This window comes from Arsenicicoccus sp. oral taxon 190 (assembly GCF_001189535.1).
Taxonomy (GTDB): Bacteria; Actinomycetota; Actinomycetes; order Actinomycetales; family Dermatophilaceae; genus Arsenicicoccus.
Genome location: NZ_CP012070.1, coordinates 566,995 through 584,393 on the forward strand (window position 1 = coordinate 566,995; position 17,399 = coordinate 584,393).

Annotated in this window: 13 protein-coding genes, 1 tRNA gene and 1 other RNA gene; 5 read left to right on the forward strand and 10 right to left on the reverse strand. The window is 73.9% G+C overall.

Going from position 1 to position 17,399, the window contains the following annotated elements:
* The first annotated feature begins 59 nt into the window (after positions 1 to 59).
* The gene (locus tag ADJ73_RS02660; protein WP_050346982.1) at positions 60 to 1,343 is read left to right on the forward strand and encodes a glycosyltransferase; all 1,284 of its coding nucleotides are present in this window, start codon (positions 60 to 62) and stop codon (positions 1,341 to 1,343) included.
* Between the two features lies 1 nt (position 1,344).
* On the opposite strand, the gene ADJ73_RS02665 is transcribed toward ADJ73_RS02660, so the two are convergent.
* Positions 1,345 to 1,905, reverse strand: coding sequence for a DUF5063 domain-containing protein (locus tag ADJ73_RS02665; protein WP_253272702.1), 561 nt, complete (start codon positions 1,903 to 1,905; stop codon positions 1,345 to 1,347).
* Between the two features lies 1 nt (position 1,906).
* Complete coding sequence (gene recR, locus ADJ73_RS02670) at positions 1,907 to 2,506, reverse strand: recombination mediator RecR (RefSeq protein ID WP_050346983.1); 600 nt, start codon at positions 2,504 to 2,506, stop codon at positions 1,907 to 1,909.
* A 124-nt stretch (positions 2,507 to 2,630) separates the two neighbouring features.
* Between recR and ADJ73_RS02675 the strand changes: the two genes are divergently transcribed.
* A complete protein-coding gene (locus ADJ73_RS02675) occupies positions 2,631 to 3,461 on the forward strand; it encodes an LLM class F420-dependent oxidoreductase (protein ID WP_050346984.1) in 831 nt (276 codons plus the stop codon).
* A 54-nt stretch (positions 3,462 to 3,515) separates the two neighbouring features.
* Here the strand turns inward: ADJ73_RS02675 and ADJ73_RS02680 are convergent, their stop codons facing one another.
* The 3 genes from ADJ73_RS02680 to ffs all read right to left on the reverse strand — a co-directional run bounded on the left by ADJ73_RS02680 (position 3,516) and on the right by ffs (position 7,111).
* Entirely contained in the window at positions 3,516 to 4,181 is a 666-nt protein-coding gene (locus ADJ73_RS02680; protein WP_050346985.1) for a lysophospholipid acyltransferase family protein, read from the reverse strand.
* 97 nt (positions 4,182 to 4,278) lie between these two features.
* Positions 4,279 to 6,969: a DNA polymerase III subunit gamma and tau gene (locus tag ADJ73_RS02685; protein WP_050346986.1), complete on the reverse strand. Its 2,691-nt coding sequence runs from the start codon at positions 6,967 to 6,969 to the stop codon at positions 4,279 to 4,281.
* Positions 6,970 to 7,014: 45 nt separating this feature from the next.
* Positions 7,015 to 7,111: signal recognition particle sRNA small type (gene ffs, locus ADJ73_RS16435), an RNA gene on the reverse strand.
* Positions 7,112 to 7,219: 108 nt separating this feature from the next.
* Here ffs and ADJ73_RS02690 point away from each other — a divergent pair.
* Complete coding sequence (locus tag ADJ73_RS02690) at positions 7,220 to 9,787, forward strand: bifunctional FO biosynthesis protein CofGH (RefSeq protein ID WP_050346987.1); 2,568 nt, start codon at positions 7,220 to 7,222, stop codon at positions 9,785 to 9,787.
* Positions 9,788 to 9,907: 120 nt separating this feature from the next.
* Here ADJ73_RS02690 and ADJ73_RS02695 read toward each other — a convergent pair.
* From ADJ73_RS02695 to ADJ73_RS02705, 3 genes are all read right to left on the reverse strand, one after another.
* A tRNA-Ser gene (locus ADJ73_RS02695) sits at positions 9,908 to 9,995 on the reverse strand.
* Between the two features lie 119 nt (positions 9,996 to 10,114).
* On the reverse strand, positions 10,115 to 10,567 hold the full coding sequence (locus ADJ73_RS02700; RefSeq protein ID WP_082176689.1) for a M4 family metallopeptidase: 453 nt from the start codon (positions 10,565 to 10,567) through the stop codon (positions 10,115 to 10,117).
* Position 10,568: 1 nt separating this feature from the next.
* A complete protein-coding gene (locus tag ADJ73_RS02705) occupies positions 10,569 to 12,131 on the reverse strand; it encodes a helicase HerA-like domain-containing protein (RefSeq protein ID WP_050346989.1) in 1,563 nt (520 codons plus the stop codon).
* 114 nt (positions 12,132 to 12,245) lie between these two features.
* Here ADJ73_RS02705 and ADJ73_RS02710 point away from each other — a divergent pair, with 114 nt between their 5' ends.
* Positions 12,246 to 12,581 carry a type II toxin-antitoxin system VapB family antitoxin gene (locus ADJ73_RS02710; protein WP_050346990.1) on the forward strand — a complete coding sequence of 112 codons (336 nt, stop codon included), beginning with the start codon at positions 12,246 to 12,248 and terminating at the stop codon, positions 12,579 to 12,581.
* Between the two features lie 106 nt (positions 12,582 to 12,687).
* Positions 12,688 to 14,013 carry an alpha-amylase family glycosyl hydrolase gene (locus tag ADJ73_RS02715; RefSeq protein WP_050346991.1) on the forward strand — a complete coding sequence of 442 codons (1,326 nt, stop codon included), beginning with the start codon at positions 12,688 to 12,690 and terminating at the stop codon, positions 14,011 to 14,013.
* Positions 14,014 to 14,134: 121 nt separating this feature from the next.
* On the opposite strand, the gene ADJ73_RS02720 is transcribed toward ADJ73_RS02715, so the two are convergent.
* Positions 14,135 to 16,054, reverse strand: a complete 1,920-nt coding sequence (locus tag ADJ73_RS02720; RefSeq protein WP_050346992.1) for a S8 family serine peptidase — start codon at positions 16,052 to 16,054, stop codon at positions 14,135 to 14,137.
* Between the two features lie 232 nt (positions 16,055 to 16,286).
* Positions 16,287 to 17,072, reverse strand: a complete 786-nt coding sequence (locus ADJ73_RS02725; RefSeq protein WP_050346993.1) for an enoyl-CoA hydratase/isomerase family protein — start codon at positions 17,070 to 17,072, stop codon at positions 16,287 to 16,289.
* Positions 17,073 to 17,399 lie beyond the last annotated feature (327 nt).

Sequence of the window (17,399 nt, forward strand, 5' to 3'; positions counted from 1 at the left end):
GGGGCTGGGCTCCCGACCGCCCGGCCCCGTTGCGCTCAGGCCTCGGATAGGTTCGTCCCGTGCGCTACCTGCTGCTCGCGTGGGGCTCGCGCGGCGACGTGCAGCCCTTCGTCGCGCTGGGGCTCGGGCTGCGCGCGGCCGGGCACGAGGTGACCGTCGCCGCGACGCTCGACTTCGAGGCGTGGATCCGCGAGCAGGGGCTCGGCTACACGGACTTCGGGGTGTCGGTGGCCGAGCTGTCCCGGACCGACCTCGGGCGCCGCTGGCTCGGCGGGACCTCCCGCACCCTCGTCGGCGAGCTGCGGCTGATGCACGAGGTCAGCACCCTCGCCGCCGACGTCGTCACCACCACGCTGCTGCGCGCCGCCCCGGGCCACGACGTGCTGGTGTCGAGCACGCTGACCTTCGAGGCCGGCTGGGCCCTCGCCCGCGCCACCCGGATCGGCCACGCCATCGCCTTGTTCGCGCCCGCGGTGCAGACCTCCCTCGGGTCGTCCTACGTGTATGCCGCCCTCCCCGGCCGCCGCAGCACCCTCAACCGGGTGCTCGGGGCGCTGACCTCCACGGCGGTCCAGCCCGTCATCGCCCCGATCGCCGCCGAGCTGCGTCGCCGGCTCGGGAGCCGCCGCCCCACCCTGCGGCAGCTGCGCGACGACATCCGCTCCACGCCGACGTTGCTGGCGGTGAGCCCGCACGTCGTCCCGCCCGCGCCGGACTGGCCGATGCCGGTGCAGGTCACGGGGTGGTGGACGCTGCCCGACGCGCCCGCGGGCGCCCCCGGCCTGGAGAGCCCCGGTCGAGGGGACGACCTCGACGCCGCCCTGGTAGATTTCCTCGAGGCCGGGCCACCGCCGGTCTACGTCGGCTTCGGGTCGATGAGCAGCGCTGACCCGCGAGGGATCTCACGGGTCGTGGGCGAGGCCTGCCGGGCCGCCGGGGTGCGCGCCGTGGTGCTGCGCGGTCACGCCGACCTGCACATCACCGGCGACGACGTCCTCCTGATCGAGGGGGCACCCCACGGCCGACTCTTCCCCCAGGTGGCGGCCGTGGTCGGGCACGGCGGGGCCGGCACGACCGGGGCGGCGTTCCGCGCCGGGGTGCCGCAGGTCGTGGTGCCCCACATGGGCGACCAGCCCTACTGGGGGCGACGGGTGCACGAGCTCGGTTGCGGCCCAGCGCCCCTCGCGCGACGACAGCTCACGGCGGAGCGGCTGGCGGGCGGCATACGGGCGGCTCTGTCCCCCGGGTGCGTCGACGCGGCCCGCAGGCTGGGCGACCAGGTGCGCGACGAGGACGGCGTCGCGGCGGCCGTCGCCCACCTCGACGCGACCTTCGCGCGCTGACTCAGGTGTGCAGCGCCTCGAACTCCGCCTCGGCGACGGTGTCCGCGTCCGCGTCCAGCCGGATGTGCGCCAGGATCGACTGGAGCACCCGCAGGGCCGACGCGGCGCGGTCACCCCAGCTGGACAGGTAGGAGAACTGCCACCACCACAGCGCCTCGACGGGTCGACCGGCGTCGTGGTGCCGCAGCCCGTGCACGAGGTCCACGCAGATCGAGGCGAGGTCGTTGGACAGCGAGCCCTGCACCAGCTCGCCCGAGGTGACCGGGTCCACGACGTCGGCGTACTCGTCCAGGCCCTCGAAGAGCGTGGACAGGCCCTCGCGGATCGGGTCGGTGTCGGCGTCCTCGCCCGGGTCGGCCTCGAACTGCTCGTCGGGCATCACGTCCTGGATCGCGCCGAGGCGGGCCCCGGCCATCAAGATCTGGGACAGCCCCAGCAGCAGGAACGGGATCGCCGAGTCGGGGGCGTCGCCGCGGGCCACGTCGGTCACGATGTCGCAGAAGGCGCGGACGTCCTCAGCGGTCCGGCGCTCCACGCCAGCCAGGTCGTCGGCCATGGTCATGTCAGACACTGAGCATCCTCCTGCCCTCGAACGCCCTCCCGAGCGTGACTTCGTCGGCGTACTCCAAGTCTCCACCCACCGGCAGCCCGCTCGCGAGGCGGCTCACCCGTAGGCCCATCGGCCCGAGCAGCCGGGCCAGGTAGCTCGCGGTGGCCTCGCCCTCGAGGTTGGGGTCGGTGGCGATGATGATCTCGGTGACCTCGGTCGAGCCCAGCCGGGACATGAGCTCGGTGATGCGCAGGTCGTCGGGCCCGATGCCGTCGATGGGGCTGATCGCGCCGCCGAGCACGTGGTAGCGGCCCCGGAACTCGCGGGTCCGCTCGATGGCCACGACGTCCTTGGGCTCCTCGACCACGCAGATCAGGCCTGGGTCGCGGCGCGGGTCCTGGCAGATGCGGCACTGCTCGGCCTCGGCGACGTTGCCGCACACCACGCAGAACCGCACCTTGGCCTTGACCTGATTGAGCGCCTCCACGAGCCGGCTCACGTCGGCCTGGTCGGCCTGCAGGATGTGGAACGCGATGCGCTGCGCACTCTTGGGACCGACCCCGGGAAGTCTGCCGAGCTCGTCGATCAGGTCCTGGACCGCGCCTTCATACACAACCGCGAGCCTATGCCCTGCCACCGACAAACCCGGCGCCCACGCCGCGCGGAGTCGTCCGGGCGCAGCCTCCCTCTCGTCAGCCTGGGTGGTGGCGCGCGCCGTCGTGGGTGACAGTGGACGTATGACGAGCACCCCTGCCTCGCGTCCCGTCCGCATCGGCGTCCAGCTGCAGCCCCAGCACGCCACCTATCCCCAGCTGCGCGACGCCGTGCGGCGCGCCGAGGACCTCGGCGTCGACATCGTCTACACGTGGGACCACTTCTATCCGCTCTACGGCGACCCGGACGGGGCCCACTTCGAGTGCTGGACGACGCTGGCGGCGTGGGCCGAGCAGACGAGCCGGGTGCAGATCGCGGCGCTCGTGACCTGCAACAGCTATCGCAACCCGGACCTGCTGGCGGACATGGCGCGCACCGTGGACCACATCAGCGACGGCCGGCTGATCCTCGGCATCGGGTCGGGCTGGTTCGAGCGGGACTACGTCGAGTACGGCTACGACTTCGGGACCGCGGGGTCCCGGCTCGACGACCTGGCGGCCGCGATGCCGCGGATCAAGGCTCGCTGGGAGCGGCTCAACCCACCGCCGACCCGGCCGATCCCCGTGCTGGTCGGTGGCGGCGGGGAGCGCAAGACCCTGCGCATCGTCGCCGAGCACGCCGACGTGTGGCACACCTTCACCGGTGGCGAGGAGCTGGCGCACAAGCTGGAGGTGCTGCGTCGTCACTGCTCGGACGTGGGCCGGGACCCCGCCGAGATCGAGGTGTCCGTGGGGGTCGGGGGCCGGGGTCGCGAGGGACGCCAGCCGGAGGCGCCGGAGGTCGAGGGAGGGCCGCTGCTCGAGCTCGGCGCGACGACCTTCACGATGGGCACCGGTGGCCCGGACCACGACCTGGCGATGGTCGAGCCGTGGCTGCGGTGGCGCGACGAGGTCAACGCCGGTCGCTCCTCCTGATCGACGGCCGACGGGGACCGCCGGCTCGGGGCCGGCTCGTGATGCTGGGCGCGGCTACTGCGTCGACCGGTCGTTGGCGACGCCGGCGGGCTCCTGCCCGGTGAGGGCCTGGATCGCGGTCATCACCTCGTCGGTCAGCTCGCGGCGGGCCCGACCCGCGGGCACGTCGTCGAACCGGTCGCCCACCTGGATCGGGGTGCCGAACCTCACGACGACCTTGGCCAGCCTGGGCAGGGAGGCGCCCACCGGCTGGATCTGCTCGGTGCCGAGCAGACCGACGGGGACGATGGGGCAGCGCGCCTCGAGCGCCAGCCACGCGACCCCCGTCTTGCCCTTGTAGAGGCGGCCGTCCCGGGAGCGGGTCCCCTCGGGGTAGATGCCGGTCGCGCCGCCGGCTCGCAGCACGTCGAGCTGCGCCTGCAGCGACTGCTGGGCGGCCCGGGAGGAGTCCCGGTCGACCGGGATCGCACCCACCGCCTCGAAGAGCTCGCGCCGGATGGTGCCGCTCACCCCGGTGCCGGTGAAGTACTCCGCCTTGGCGAGGAAGGCCACCTGGCGGGGCGCGGCGAGCGGGATCACGAAGCTGTCGATGAAGGACAAGTGGTTGCTCGCCAGGATGACCGGCCCGGACCGCGGCACGTTGTCGATGCCCTCGATCGTGGGCCGGTAGACCGCATGGGTCAGCGGCTTGAGCACCGAGTGGACGATTCGGTAGAACATCAACCCTCGCAGGCGTCGTGGTGGGCGTGCGGGGCGAGCCTAGCCGTGCCGCGCATCGCGCACCCGGCGGGTCCACCGCGTCCGCGTCGCACCGCGGTCAGGCCTGGCTGTCGGAGATGATCGTGCCGCCCAGGACCGAGGCGATCACCTGGGGGCCGGCGGTGCCGCCGGCGTCGTCCACGCTCTCGTCGTCGCGGCTGACGTCGTCGTCGGAGACGCGCCTGACCTGGGGAGACCGCTCCTCCTCGCGGCGGGCTCGCTGCATGGCTCGTTGGTATGGCGACAGCGCGGCCACGTCGACCGGCACGCTCTCCTCGTCGACCGGCTCGTCGTCGTCCTGCGGGCCCTCGTCGGACCTCGGGCCGGGGTCATCGCTGACGTCGCCGCGGCCGTCGCCGGTGTCGTCGTCAGGGCCGTCGCCGGTGCCGCCGTCAGGGTCACCGCCGGGCGCCTCGCCGTGGCGAGGGGGCGGCGGCGCGGTGGCCGCACCGGGACCACCCGCGTTGTCTTCCCCGCCCGGCTGCTCGCCATCGCCCGCGGTGTCGGGTCCACCGGCGGTCGCCCAGTCCGGGGCCGGACCACCGGCCTCCCAGCCGCCGCCCGGGTCGGGGGCGCGGTCGGGGACGCCGAGCGCCTCCCGCAGCCCCGGTGAACCGGCGCTCGGGGCGGCTCCGCCGCCGGCCGCGCCGCCCGGCGCACCGGCACGAGCAGCAGCACCGGCGATGGCGCCGCCGTTGCCGTCGGGCGCGTCGTTGCCGTGGGGGGCGTCGTTGCGGGCAGCCGTGTCGGTGCGGTCCGTGGTGCCGCTACGGTCCGCGGGCCCGTGGCCGGCCGGTGGGGCCGGAGCCTCGGTCGGGCGGGGCGGGGGCGCGGCCTGCGGCGGCGTCGTCCGACGCGGTGCCTCGGCCGCGTGGGACGCGAGCGGCACGCCCTCGACGACCGCGTCGACGCCGATGACGTCGATGAGGGCCTGCCGCACCACCTCCGGGTGCACCTTGCTGGTCGAGAAGTTGCGCGCGACGCCGGGGTTGTTGATGCCGAGCACCACGCGGCGCCCGTCGAACTCCAGCACCTGCGCGTGCTCGGACAGCATCGTCCAGGTGACGCGCTTCTCCCGGAAGACCCGGGCGAGGACGTCGGGCCACGCACGGCGCAGCATGTCGGCGTCGACGCCGCCCGGGGCCGCGGCCGGCCTGGCGGCACCGGACGCCCGGCCCACGGTGTGGTCCGCGCCGCGCTGCGGGCTTCCGGGCTGCTCCGCTGCCAGCCGGCCCCCACCAGGCTGAGCCTCGCAAGGGCGACCCCCGCCAGGCTGAGCCCCGCCAGGCTGGCCGCCGCCGGCCGGGCCCGCTGCTGCGCTCTCCCGCTGCTCACCGTGTTGCGCCTCGTCCTGGCGCGCGTGCTGCTGCTGCAGCGCCTCACGCTCCTCGGCGGAGACGCCCCCGCTGGCAGGGGGCTGCTGGTCGGCGGCCTGGGCCGGTCGCAACGGCTCCTCGGTGACCCGCGCGGCGGACGCCGCCACGGACTCGCGCTGGTCCACGCCCTGGTCGGCGACGGCCGACACCCGACCACCAGCGGCCGTCGGTCCCCCGGTGGGCAGCGGGGACGCCGCTGCTCCGGGGTGCCCGCCGAGCTCCAGGCGACGCTCGAGCCGGTCCAGGCGGGCGGCATACCCCTGCTCCCCCACGGCTCCGGGCAGCAGCAGCCGGGCACACACCAGCTCCAGCTGCAGCCGCGGCGAGGTCGCCCCGGTCATCTCGGTGAGGCCGGTGTTGACCACGTCGGCGGCCCGGGACAGCGCCCCGCCGCCGAAGGCCGCGGCCTGGGCGCGCATCCGCTCCAGCTGGTCCTCGGGCGCCCCCCGCAGGACCGCACCCGCTCCCTCCCCCGTGGCCAGCACCACGATGAGGTCGCGCAACCGCTCGAGCAGGTCCTCGAGGAAGCGCCGCGGGTCCTGCCCGGACTCGATGACCCGGTCGACCTGGCGGAACACGGAGGCGCCGTCGCCGGCGGCGAGGGCGTCCACGGTGGCGTCGAGCAGCTCGACCTCGGTGAAGCCGAGCAGCGCGGCGGCGCGCTCGTAGGTCAGCCCCTCGTCCCCGGCGCCGGCCATCAGCTGGTCCAGCACCGACAGCGAGTCCCGCACCGAGCCGCCACCGGCCCGGATCACGAAGGACAGGACACCCGGGGCCACCTTGACCCCCTCGGTGTCGCACAGCTGCTGCAGGTAGTCCGTCAGCCGGGCCGGGGGCACCAGCCGGAAGGGGTAGTGGTGGGTGCGGGAGCGGATCGTCCCGATGACCTTCTCCGGCTCGGTCGTCGCGAAGACGAACTTCACGTGCTCCGGCGGCTCCTCGACGATCTTGAGCAGCGCGTTGAAGCCCTGCGGCGTCACCATGTGCGCCTCGTCGATGATGTAGACCTTGAAGCGCGAGCGCGCCGGGCCGTAGGACGCCTTCTCCCGCAGGTCACGGGCGTCGTCGACACCACCGTGGGACGCGGCGTCGATCTCGATGACGTCGACGGACCCGCTCCCGCCACGCGCCAGCGCCACGCACGACTCACAGGTGCCGCAGGGGGTGTCGGTCGGCCCCTGCTCGCAGTTGAGGCAGCGGGCCAGGATCCGCGCGGAGGTGGTCTTGCCGCAGCCGCGGGGCCCGCTGAAGAGGTACGCGTGGCTGATGCGCCCGCTGCGCAGGGCCTGCATCAACGGCTCGGTGACGTGCTCCTGCCCGATGACGTCGGCGAACGCCTCGGGGCGGTAGCGGCGGTAGAGGGCTGTGCTCACGGGTCAGACCCTAGCCGTCACCACCGACAAGGGGTACGCCGTGGCATGCAGGACCCCCCGCGCACCTGGAAGAGCTCTCTTACCCTTGCTGCATTCCTGCCCTGGGGGAGTTGGGAGAGGTACCACCACGCGGGGGGCCGGCTCCCATCGTAGTCCAGCCCCGGGCCGCCCAACCAATCCCGGCGCCCGCGCCGTGCTCCCCCTGGACGGGCGGTGGGGTCTGTCGGCGCCCCGACGTAGCGTGGTGGCCATGACGCACGACACCGGGTCCAGCCACGCGATGCGCCGGGCCCTCGCCCGGGCGAGGGACGGCAAGGCGCTGGACGCCGCCGAGGCGGAGGTGCTGCTCGGCGCTCGCGGCGCTGACCTCGAGGCGCTGTCCGCCGTGGCCACCCGGGTCCGGGACGCCGCCCTGACCCGGGCGGGGCGCCCGGGCGTCGTCACCTACTCCCGCAAGGTCTTCGTGCCCCTTACCCGGCTGTGCCGGGACCGTTGCCACTACTGCACGTTCGCGACGACCCCGGGACGCGTCGAGGCGGCATACCTCTCGCTCGACGAGGTCGTCCAGATCGCTCGGGAGGGCGCCGCCCAGGGCTGCAAGGAGGCGCTCTTCACCCTCGGCGACCGGCCCGAGGACCGCTGGCCCGCAGCGCGAGAGTGGTTGGACAGCAAGGGGTATGACGACACCCTGGCGTATGTCCGCGCCGCCGCGATCCGGGTGCTGGAGGAGACCGGCCTGCTCCCCCACCTCAACCCCGGCGTCCTGAGCTGGTCCGACCTGCAGCGCCTCAAGCCCGTCGCGCCGTCGATGGGGATGATGCTCGAGTCCACCTCGACGGCGCTGACCGAGCCCGGCGGCCCTCACTTCGGCTCGCCCGACAAGGACCCCGTCGTCCGGCTGCGGGTGATCGAGGACGCGGGACGGGTCGGGGTGCCGTTCACGACCGGGATCCTCGTCGGCATCGGCGAGACGCCGGCCGACCGCGTCGAGTCGATCCTCGCGATCCGTCGCCTCGCGCGGGAGTACCACCACGTGCAGGAGGTGATCGTCCAGAACTTCCGCGCCAAGGACGACACCGCGATGCGGGGTGCCGAGGACGTCGGGCTCGAGGAGTACCTCGCCACGATCGCCGTCACCCGCATCCTGCTCGGCCCGGGCACCAGCGTGCAGGCGCCACCCAACCTCACCGACCTCGACGACTGCTCCCGGCTGCTGGCCGCGGGGGTGGACGACTGGGGCGGCGTCTCCCCCGTCACGCCCGACCACGTCAACCCCGAGCGTCCCTGGCCCGAGATCGAGCGCCTGCGCGCGGCCACCGCAGCCGCCGGACTCGAGCTGCGCGAGCGCCTCACCGCCCACCCGAGGTTCGTGCAGGGGTCGCTGACCCGCGACGAGCCGTGGATCGACCCGCGCCTGCACGGACACGTCGCCGCGCTGGCCGACCCCACGACGGGCCTGGCCCGGGAGGACGCGCGGCCGCAGGGACGGACGTGGCAGGAGCCGGACGGCGGGTTCGCCACCAGCGGGCTGGCCGCGAGCCGGGGCCGGGTCGACCTGCACGCCTCCATCGACACGACCGGCCGCAGCGAGGACCGACGCAGCGACTTCGGCGAGGTCTACGGCGACTGGGCGGCCGTCGCCGAGCGGGCGACGAGGAGCGCCACCGGCGACGGTGGCGCGGCGGGCGCGGCATACGGGCTGCAGGTGTCGACGCCCTCCGACGCCCGGCAGGCGCTGGCGCGGGCCGAGCAGGACCCCGCGGGGCTGTCCGACGAGGACTACCTGGCGCTGCTGACGTGCGACGGCGACGACCTCGAGGCCGTGACCCGGCTGGCGGACGAGCTGCGCCGCGAGACCGTGGGCGAGGAGGTCACGTACGTCCTCAACCGCAACATCAACTTCACCAACGTCTGCTACGTCGGGTGCCGGTTCTGCGCGTTCGCGCAGCGCAAGACCGACGCCGACGCGTTCACCCTGTCCCTGGACGACATCGCGCAGCGGGCGGGCGAGGCCGTGGCGCTCGGTGCCACCGAGGTGTGCCTGCAGGGCGGCATCAGCCCCGCCCTGCGGCCCGGCGACTACGCGCGGATCGTGCGGGCCATCAAGGACGTCCAGCCGCAGCTGCACGTGCACGCCTTCTCCCCCATGGAGATCGCGACCGCCTCCGCCAAGGCCGGCGTCTCGCCGCGCGCCTGGCTCGAGGAGCTGCGCGAGGCCGGCCTGGACTCCATCCCGGGCACGGCCGCCGAGATCCTCGACGACGACGTCCGCTGGGTGCTGACCAAGGGCAAGCTGCCGACCGCGCAGTGGATCGAGATCGTCGAGACCGCCCACGCGCTCGGCATCCCCAGCTCCTCGACCATGATGTACGGCCACGTCGACCACCCCCGCCACTGGGTCGGCCACCTGCGCACCCTCGCCGGGATCCAGGACCGCACGGGTGGGTTCACGGAGTTCGTGCCGCTGCCGTTCGTGCACACCAACGCGCCGGTCTACCTCGCCGGGGTCGCGCGACCCGGGCCGACGCTGCGCGACAACCGGGCCGTGCACGCGGTCGCCCGCATCCTGCTGCACGGCCGCATCCGCCACGTGCAGACCTCGTGGGTCAAGCTCGGCGTCGACGGGACCCGGCTCATGCTGCGCGGCGGCGCCGACGACCTCGGCGGCACCCTGATGGAGGAGACCATCAGCCGTATGGCGGGCTCGGAGCACGGCTCGGCCAAGACGGTCGCGGAGCTGCGGGAGATCACCGACGGGATCGGGCGCCCCCTGCGCCAGCGCTCGACGACCTACGCCCCGCTGCAGCCCACGTCCTGATCGCGGGCCGACCGGGGCCGGGCGGTCGACCGAGCCGGGCGGTCGACCGAGCCGGGCGGGGACGGGCGCCGACCGACGCGCAGAGGCCCCGCACCGACGAACGGTGCGGGGCCTCTGGACTGGCGGAGGATGGGGGATTTGAACCCCCGAGGGTTTTATCCCAACACGATTTCCAATCGTGCGCACTAGGCCACTATGCGAATCCTCCGCCGAGAAATGTACCGGATGGGGCGGCCCCGCTCACAATCGAGCGTCACCGCCCCGTCGCCGGCCGTTCACCGGCCCCGACCACGGCGCAGGCGCGTCGTGGCCGCAGGCGCGAGCGGGTCAGTTGCTGCAGGTCTGCGTCCCGGCGGGCACGGCGATCCCGTCGAAGGCGGCGGCGACCGAGGTGCACTGCGCGGAGCCCTTGCCGTAGATCGCCTTTGCCTGGCGGATCGCCCCCTCGCGCGCCTCGGCGTAGCCGGAGCGGGAGGTCAGCTCGTTGGTGAGCGTGGCGTACCAGACCTTGGCGGCGACGTCGCGGCCGGCACCGGTGACGGGCTTGTTGTTGCAGGTCGGGCTGTTGGAGCTCACGCCGTTGACGGTCTTGGCGCCCGAGCCCTCGGAGGCCAGGTAGAACCAGTGGTTGAGCGGTCCCGAGGAGTAGTGCACGTTGAGCCGGCCGACCTTGGAGGACCAGCAGTCGGCGCTGCGGCCGTCCTTGCTCGGCTTGTCCAGGTAGCGGAACGGCGCGCTGCCTGGGGTGCTGACCCCGGCGGACGTGACGACCTGAGGCAGGTCAGCGGCGACGGCGGGCGGTGCCGAAGAGCGAGCGGGTGATCTCCCGCCCGATCTGGGTGCCCGCCGACCGCAGCATCGACTTGAACGCCGAGGACTGGACGACCTGCTCCACGAGGCCCGGCTCCTCCTTGGCCGGCTTGGGAGCCGGTGCGGGTGCCGGCGAGGTCGGGGCGGTCCCCTGGTCCGGAGCCTGCGCCGGCTGCGCGGCCTGCTGCGCGGCCGTGAGCTTCTCGTAGGCCGACTCGCGGTCCTCGGCGGTGGTGTACCTGGCGGCGAGCGGCGAGCCGGCGATCAGCTGGTCCATGACGGCGGGGTCGCTCGGGCCCATGAGGGACTGCGGCGCCCGCATCCGGGTCCAGGCCACCGGCGTCGGGGCGCCGCGCTCGGACAGGACGGTGATGACGGCCTCGCCGGTGCCGAGCTGGGTGAGCAGCTGCTCCAGGTCGTAGCCGGAGCGCGGGTAGGTCGACACCGCCGCCTTGAGAGCCTTCGCGTCGTCCGGGGTGAACGCCCGCAGCGCGTGCTGCACCCGGTTGCCGAGCTGGCCGAGGACCCCGGCGGGCACGTCCTTGGGGGACTGGGTGACGAAGAAGACGCCGATGCCCTTGGACCGGATGAGCCGCACGGTCTGCTCGATCGCCTCGAGGAAGGCCTTGGACGCGTCGTCGAAGAGCAGGTGCGCCTCGTCGAAGAAGAAGACCAGCTTGGGCTTGTCGACGTCACCGACCTCGGGCAGGTCGTGGAAGAGGTCGGCGAGCAGCCACATCAGGAAGGTGGAGAAGAGCTGCGGCCGGTCCTGGACGGCGGGCAGCTCCAGGCAAGACACGAGGCCGCGGCCGTCCTCGCCCACCTGCAGCAGGTCCGCCGAGTCGAACTCCGGCAGCCCGAAGAAGACGTCTGCGCCCTGGTTCTGGAAGGTGACCAGCTCGCGCAGGATCACCCCGGCCGTGGCGCTCGACAGGCCGCCGATGGACTTGAGCTCGGCCTTGCCCTCGTCACCGGCGAGGTAGGTGATGACCTCGCGCAGGTCCTTGAGGTCGTCCAGCAGCAGGCCCTTGCTGTCGGCGTAGTGGAAGATCAGGCCGAGGCTGGACTCCTGGGTGTCGTTGAGCCCCAGCACCTTCGACAGCAGGGTGGGGCCGAAGCTCGTCACCGAGGCGCGCAGCGGGATGCCCTTGCCCTGGCCGCCGAGGGAGAAGATCTGGGTCGGGAAGCCGGAGGCCTCCCAGGTCTGCCCGACGTCCGCGGCCCGCGCCGACACCTTGTCGTTGGCCACGCCGGGCGAGGCGATGCCGGACAGGTCGCCCTTGACGTCAGCGAGGAAGACCGGCACCCCGCCGCGCGACAGCTGCTCGGCCATGAGCTGCAGCGTCTTGGTCTTGCCGGTGCCGGTGGCGCCGGCGACCAGGCCGTGACGGTTCATGACGGACAACGGGATCCGCACCGGGGCGTCGGGGTGCGCCTGGCCGTCGACGACCGCGGCCCCGAAGTCCAGGGCCGGCCCGTCGAAGGCGTAGCCGGAGCGGATGGTGTCGATCTGCGTGGTGCTGGCGTCGGTCACGGTGCTGACTCTAGACGGGCACCCCCACCCCCGCAGCCGAAGCCGAAGCCGAAGCCGCGACGAGTCCGACGGGTATCCCATCCGCGAGCACGCGCGACGACTACGCTACGGAGCGTGATCTTCAAGGCCGTCGGCGAGGACCGCCCCTACCCCGACCATGGCATGACCTCGACGCGCGACTGGGCGAGCATCTCGCCGAGCCTGGTGCGCCTGGACCAGCTCGTCACGACCCGCGCCACCCTGGACCTGCACCAGCTGCTCTCGGAGGACTCGACCTTCTACGGCGACCTCTTCGCGCACGTGGTGCAGTGGCGCGGCCAGCTCTACGTCGAGGACGGGCTGCACCGCGCGCTGCGGGCGGCGCTGCAGCAGCGACCCCACCTGCATGCCCGCGTCCTCAACCTCGACGCGCCCGGCACCCCCGTCGGAGAGCCGCTGCGCGAGCTGTGACCCACGGGCCCAGTGGGCGGCCGTATGCCGCAGCCCCGCCGGGCAGCGGGCCTCGGCATACGGGCTCGGTTGCGGCCCGACGGGGCGCGGTGTGAGCCTGGGCGGCGTGACCCGCAGCTTCCAGCCCGCCCCCGAGACCCCCTTCGAGCACCCGACCTGGTCGGTGAACGCGACGATCTACCAGATCAACACGCGCCACTTCACGCCCGAGGGGACGATCCGCGCCGCCATGGCGCACCTGCCGCGGCTCGCCGAGCTGGGCGTCGGGATCCTGTGGCTCATGCCGGTCCACGAGATCGGCGAGGTCAACCGCAAGGGGCGGCTCGGGTCCCCCTACGCGGTGCGCGACTACTACTCGGTGAGCTCGGAGCTGGGGACCGTCGAGGACCTCAAGGCCTTCGTGGCCGCCGCCCACGACCTCGGCCTCAAGGTCATCCTCGACTGGGTCGCCAACCACACGGCCTGGGACAACGTGCTCGTCGAGCAGCACCCCGAGTGGTACGCCCGCGACTGGAAGGGCGACTTCCGCCCCACCCCGTGGTGGGACTGGGACGACATCATCGACCTGGACTACTCCCACGCCGCGCTGCGCGAGTGGATGACCGAGGCGATGGCCTGGTGGGTGCGAGAGGTCGACGTCGACGGCTACCGCTGCGACGTGGCGGGGATGGTGCCGACCGACTTCTGGGAGACCGTCCGCGCGGTGCTCGACGAGATCAAGCCGATCTTCCTGCTCGCCGAGTGGGAGGCGCGGGACCTGCACCACCGCGCCTTCGACATGACCTACGCCTGGAGCTGGAACGACGCCCTGCACCACATCGCCCACGGCAAGGCCGACCTGGAGGCGCTGCGCGTCTACTACGCGTGGGACGCCAAGGCCTACCAGCGCGACTCGATCCGGATGCTCTTCGTCTCCAACCACGACAAGAACGCCTGGGAGGGCACGGAGTACGAGCAGTTCGGCGACGCCCTGCAGGCCGCGATCGTGCTGTCCGTCGCCAGCAAGGGCATGCCGCTGATCCACAACGGCCAGGAGGCCGGCATGGACAAGCGGCTGTCCTTCTTCGACAAGGACGAGATCGTCTGGCAGGACCACCCGATGGGGTCGTTCTACCGCCGCCTGGTGGCGCTGCGCCGCGACACGACCGCGCTGTGGAGCGGCAAGCACGGCGCACCGATGCTGCCGGTGCCGACCACCGCGGACGACCGGGTCCTCGCCTTCGTGCGGCAGGACGACGCGTCACGGGTTTTCGTGGCCGTCAACCTGTCCGCCGAGCCGGTCGAGGTGGCCTTCCGCGAGGCGCTCGCGCCGGGGACCTACCGGCACGCCCTCGCCGACGGCGCCGGAACTGGCACTGACGCCGAGGTGACCATCGTCGAGGGCGAGCCGGTCACGCTCCCCGCCTGGGGATACCTGCTGCTGCTCCGCTGATCAGGCCGTATACCGCCCCTGCCGCGCGGCGGCGTGACCGCGAAGGGGGCGGCACAGGACCGGTGGGGTCAGCGGACGGGGTCAGCGGACCACGGCCGCTGTCAGTGGACCACGACCGGGGTCAGCGGACCACGACCGCCCCGGTGGCCGCTGCGGCCAGGACCGAGGAGCCCGGCACGTAGACGCGGTAGCTCCCCGGCGCGACCCCGGTGAAGGTGGCGGCCCCACCGGGGGTGGTGCGCAGCGTGCGGGCGTAGGCCCAGGACCGACGGCGCGTGTCCCACCGGTCCAGGTTGACGGTGGTCTGCCGCGGCGAGACCGCGGTGGTGACCGCGCGGGGGGCGGCCGCCGCTCGCACGGCGTAGGTGGTGCGCACCGTGGCGACGCTGGTCGCCGGGGTCGCCGTCGCGGTGCCGAGGAAGCGGGCCGTGACGGTGGTCAGCGTGCGGGCCGCGAAGGACAGGTCGACCCGGCCGGCGGCGTCGGCGCGGCGGGTCACGCAGCTGGTCGAGCCGCTGGTGGCGAGGCGGTAGCAGGCCTGGACAGGCGCGCCGGGCACGGGCGCGCCGATGGCGGTGCGGACCACCAGCGTCGGGCGGGCGAGCGTGCCGAAGGCGGGCGTCCAGGTCGGCGCGGACCAGCCCAGCGTCGCCGGGCACAGCGAGACCGTGCACAGCGCCCGGACCGGGTTGACCAGCCCGGCCCCGAAGGTCTGGTCGGTGCCCCGGACACCCAGGTCGGTGGCGGTGCTCGCGAGGACGGCCTGGACCTGCGCGGGCGTCAGCGACGGGCGGGCGGCCTTGAGGCCGGCGACGGTGGCGCTCACCATCGGCGTGGCCATGGACGTGCCGTCCATGGCGGCGTAGCCGGACGCGATCTTGCGCGTGGGATAGGTCGAGACGATGTCCACACCGGGCGCCACGAGATCCACGTAGGAGCCGGTGTTGGAGAAGGGCGCCGCGGCCCTGGTCCGGGTGGCCGCACCGACCCCGATGACGCCGGGGTAGGCCGCGGGGTAGCTGATGGGATTGCCCGCGAGACGATCGTTGCCGGCGGCGGCGACCACGACGACGCCGTGGGAGGTGGCGTACTCCACGGCCTTGGCCAGGGTGGCGTCCGACCCCCCGGTGAGGGACAGGTTGATGACCGCGGCGCCGTGCTGCGTCGCGTAGTAGATGCCGCGCGCCACGTCGGAGCACCAGCCGGACCCGTCGGCGCCCATGGTGCGCACCGGCATGACGTGGGTCCCCGGGGCCAGCCCCGCCGTCCCGATGCGGTTGTCGGCGACCGCCGCGATGATGCCGGCGACGTGGGTGCCGTGACCGTTGGCGTCGACCGCGCCCGACCCGGTCGAGGCCGTGGATCCTGGCTTCTTGGAGAGGAACTCGGCGCCTGGCACGAGCACCCCCCGCAGGTCGGGGTGGGTCCCGTCGACGCCCGTGTCCACCACGGCCACGGTCACCCGAGAGGTGGCGACGCGCGCGTGGAAGGTCTCGCCGCCGAGGGCCGTGAGGTCCCACTTCTCGGGGCGCAGCGGGTCGTTGTAGGTGCTGGTCGCGACTCGGGTGTCGACGGCCACGGCGACCGCGCCGGGGGCGTCCTGCGCCTTGTCGACCGCCGCCACCGCCTGGGTGGCCGCCACGGTGCTCGTCGACACGACGGGGCTCCCAGCGACCACCTGCGTGGTCACGACCCGGACCTGCCGGGCGCCCGTGGCGAGCGCCGGCGCGGCCACGACGCGCGCGGCGGTGCGCACCGAGGAGCCAGGCGTCGTCCACGCCTGGCGGCCGGCCGCGGGGGCCGGCGCCGGCAGCGGCGGGAGCGGCGTGGGGTTGGGCGCCGGGGCGGGTGCAGGGACGGGCGCCGGATCGGCGGTGACGGCCGGGCCCGTTGCAGGGGCCGACGACTGGGCCGCGGGGGCGACGGGAGCTGCCGGGGCGGGCGCAGCCAGACCGATGCCGGCCAGGGCTGCGGCTGCGAGCGCGGCGACGGGGCGCGCACCGGCGCGGCGGAGCACGCGGGCGTGGGGGCGCAGGGGCATGGGGGTTCCTTCGGACAGCGGCGGCCGCGGTCCGGGGAGGCGCGAACAGCCACACAGCGTGATGAAAGATCACGCAAAGTGTTCGTCATCTGTGGGCATCAGGCCCCGCCCACCGCCCAAACCTCACCCGGCTGGGCGTGACGAATCGGGACGAATCACCCCGACAGATCCGACAACGACCCCGAAAACGGACAGCCCGCTCCGGCAGCACCACCTCACCAACTGCCGCACCTCACCGGCGCCAGCGGAAGACCGGGGCCCGCCGCTCCGCGAAGGCGGCCACCCCTTCGGCGAGCTCACCGCTGGCGATCGTCTCCCGGTAGCGCGCCTGCGCCGCCGGCTCCGGATCGGCGCCGTCCAGGATCAGCCGGATCGACTCCTTGGCCGCCGCGATCGTCAGCTGCGACCGGCTGCCGAGCTCGTCGACGAGCTCCCCGAGCGCGTCCTCCAGGTCGCCCGGCCCGGCCATGACGTCGACGAGGCCGATCCGGTGCGCCTCGACCGCGTCGACGATCCCGGCGGTGAAGAGGAGCCGGCGCGCGGCGCCCGGCCCCACGAGCTCCAGCAGCGTCCGGATCCCCGTGGGGGCGTAGGCGACTCCGAGGCGCGCGGGGGTGATGCCGAGGCGTGCGGTCTCCTCGGCGACCCGCAGGTCGCAGGAGATCGCCAGCTCCAGGCCACCCCCGATGCAGCTGCCGCGCACGGCAGCGACCGTGGGCTTGGGGCAGGCCAGCAGCGCCCGCTGCGCGGCCAGGTCGGCCTCCCGCACGAGCTGCATGGGGTCCTGCGGGTCGGGCCCGCGGAGCAGGTCCCCGATGTCCGCGCCCGCGCAGAAGTGCTCGCCCTCACCCGCCACGACCACCACGAGCACGGCGGGGTCCGCGACGAGCGCCGCCAGAGCGTCCGGCAGCGCCCGCCACATCGCGAGGCTCATGGCGTTGCGCTTGGCAGGTCGGTCGACCACGAGCCTGCCGACCCCACCCTCGACGGTGGTGCGCAGGCCCTCGAAGCGGGTCATGGGCACACTCCACCACACCAGCGGGACAACGTCGTCCGACGGGGTGGTGAACGTTCGTTCCTGCCCCTTTCGCGGGGTTTGCCGCACTTGCCACAGTCGAGGCGCGATCGCCCGGACCCTGCGGCGGTCCCGACGAGAGAGGCACCACTCATGCTGCGACCCCTGGCCGGGCGGCACCGTCCCGCCCCGACCCGTACGGCCGCTCCGCCCTCCCCCGCCCGGCGCCGGCTCACCTCGGCGACCCTCCTGACCGCCCTCGCGCTCGCGACGGTCCCCCTGGCCGGCGCCGCCGCCATGCCCAGCCTCACGGTCGGCCCCACATCCGGC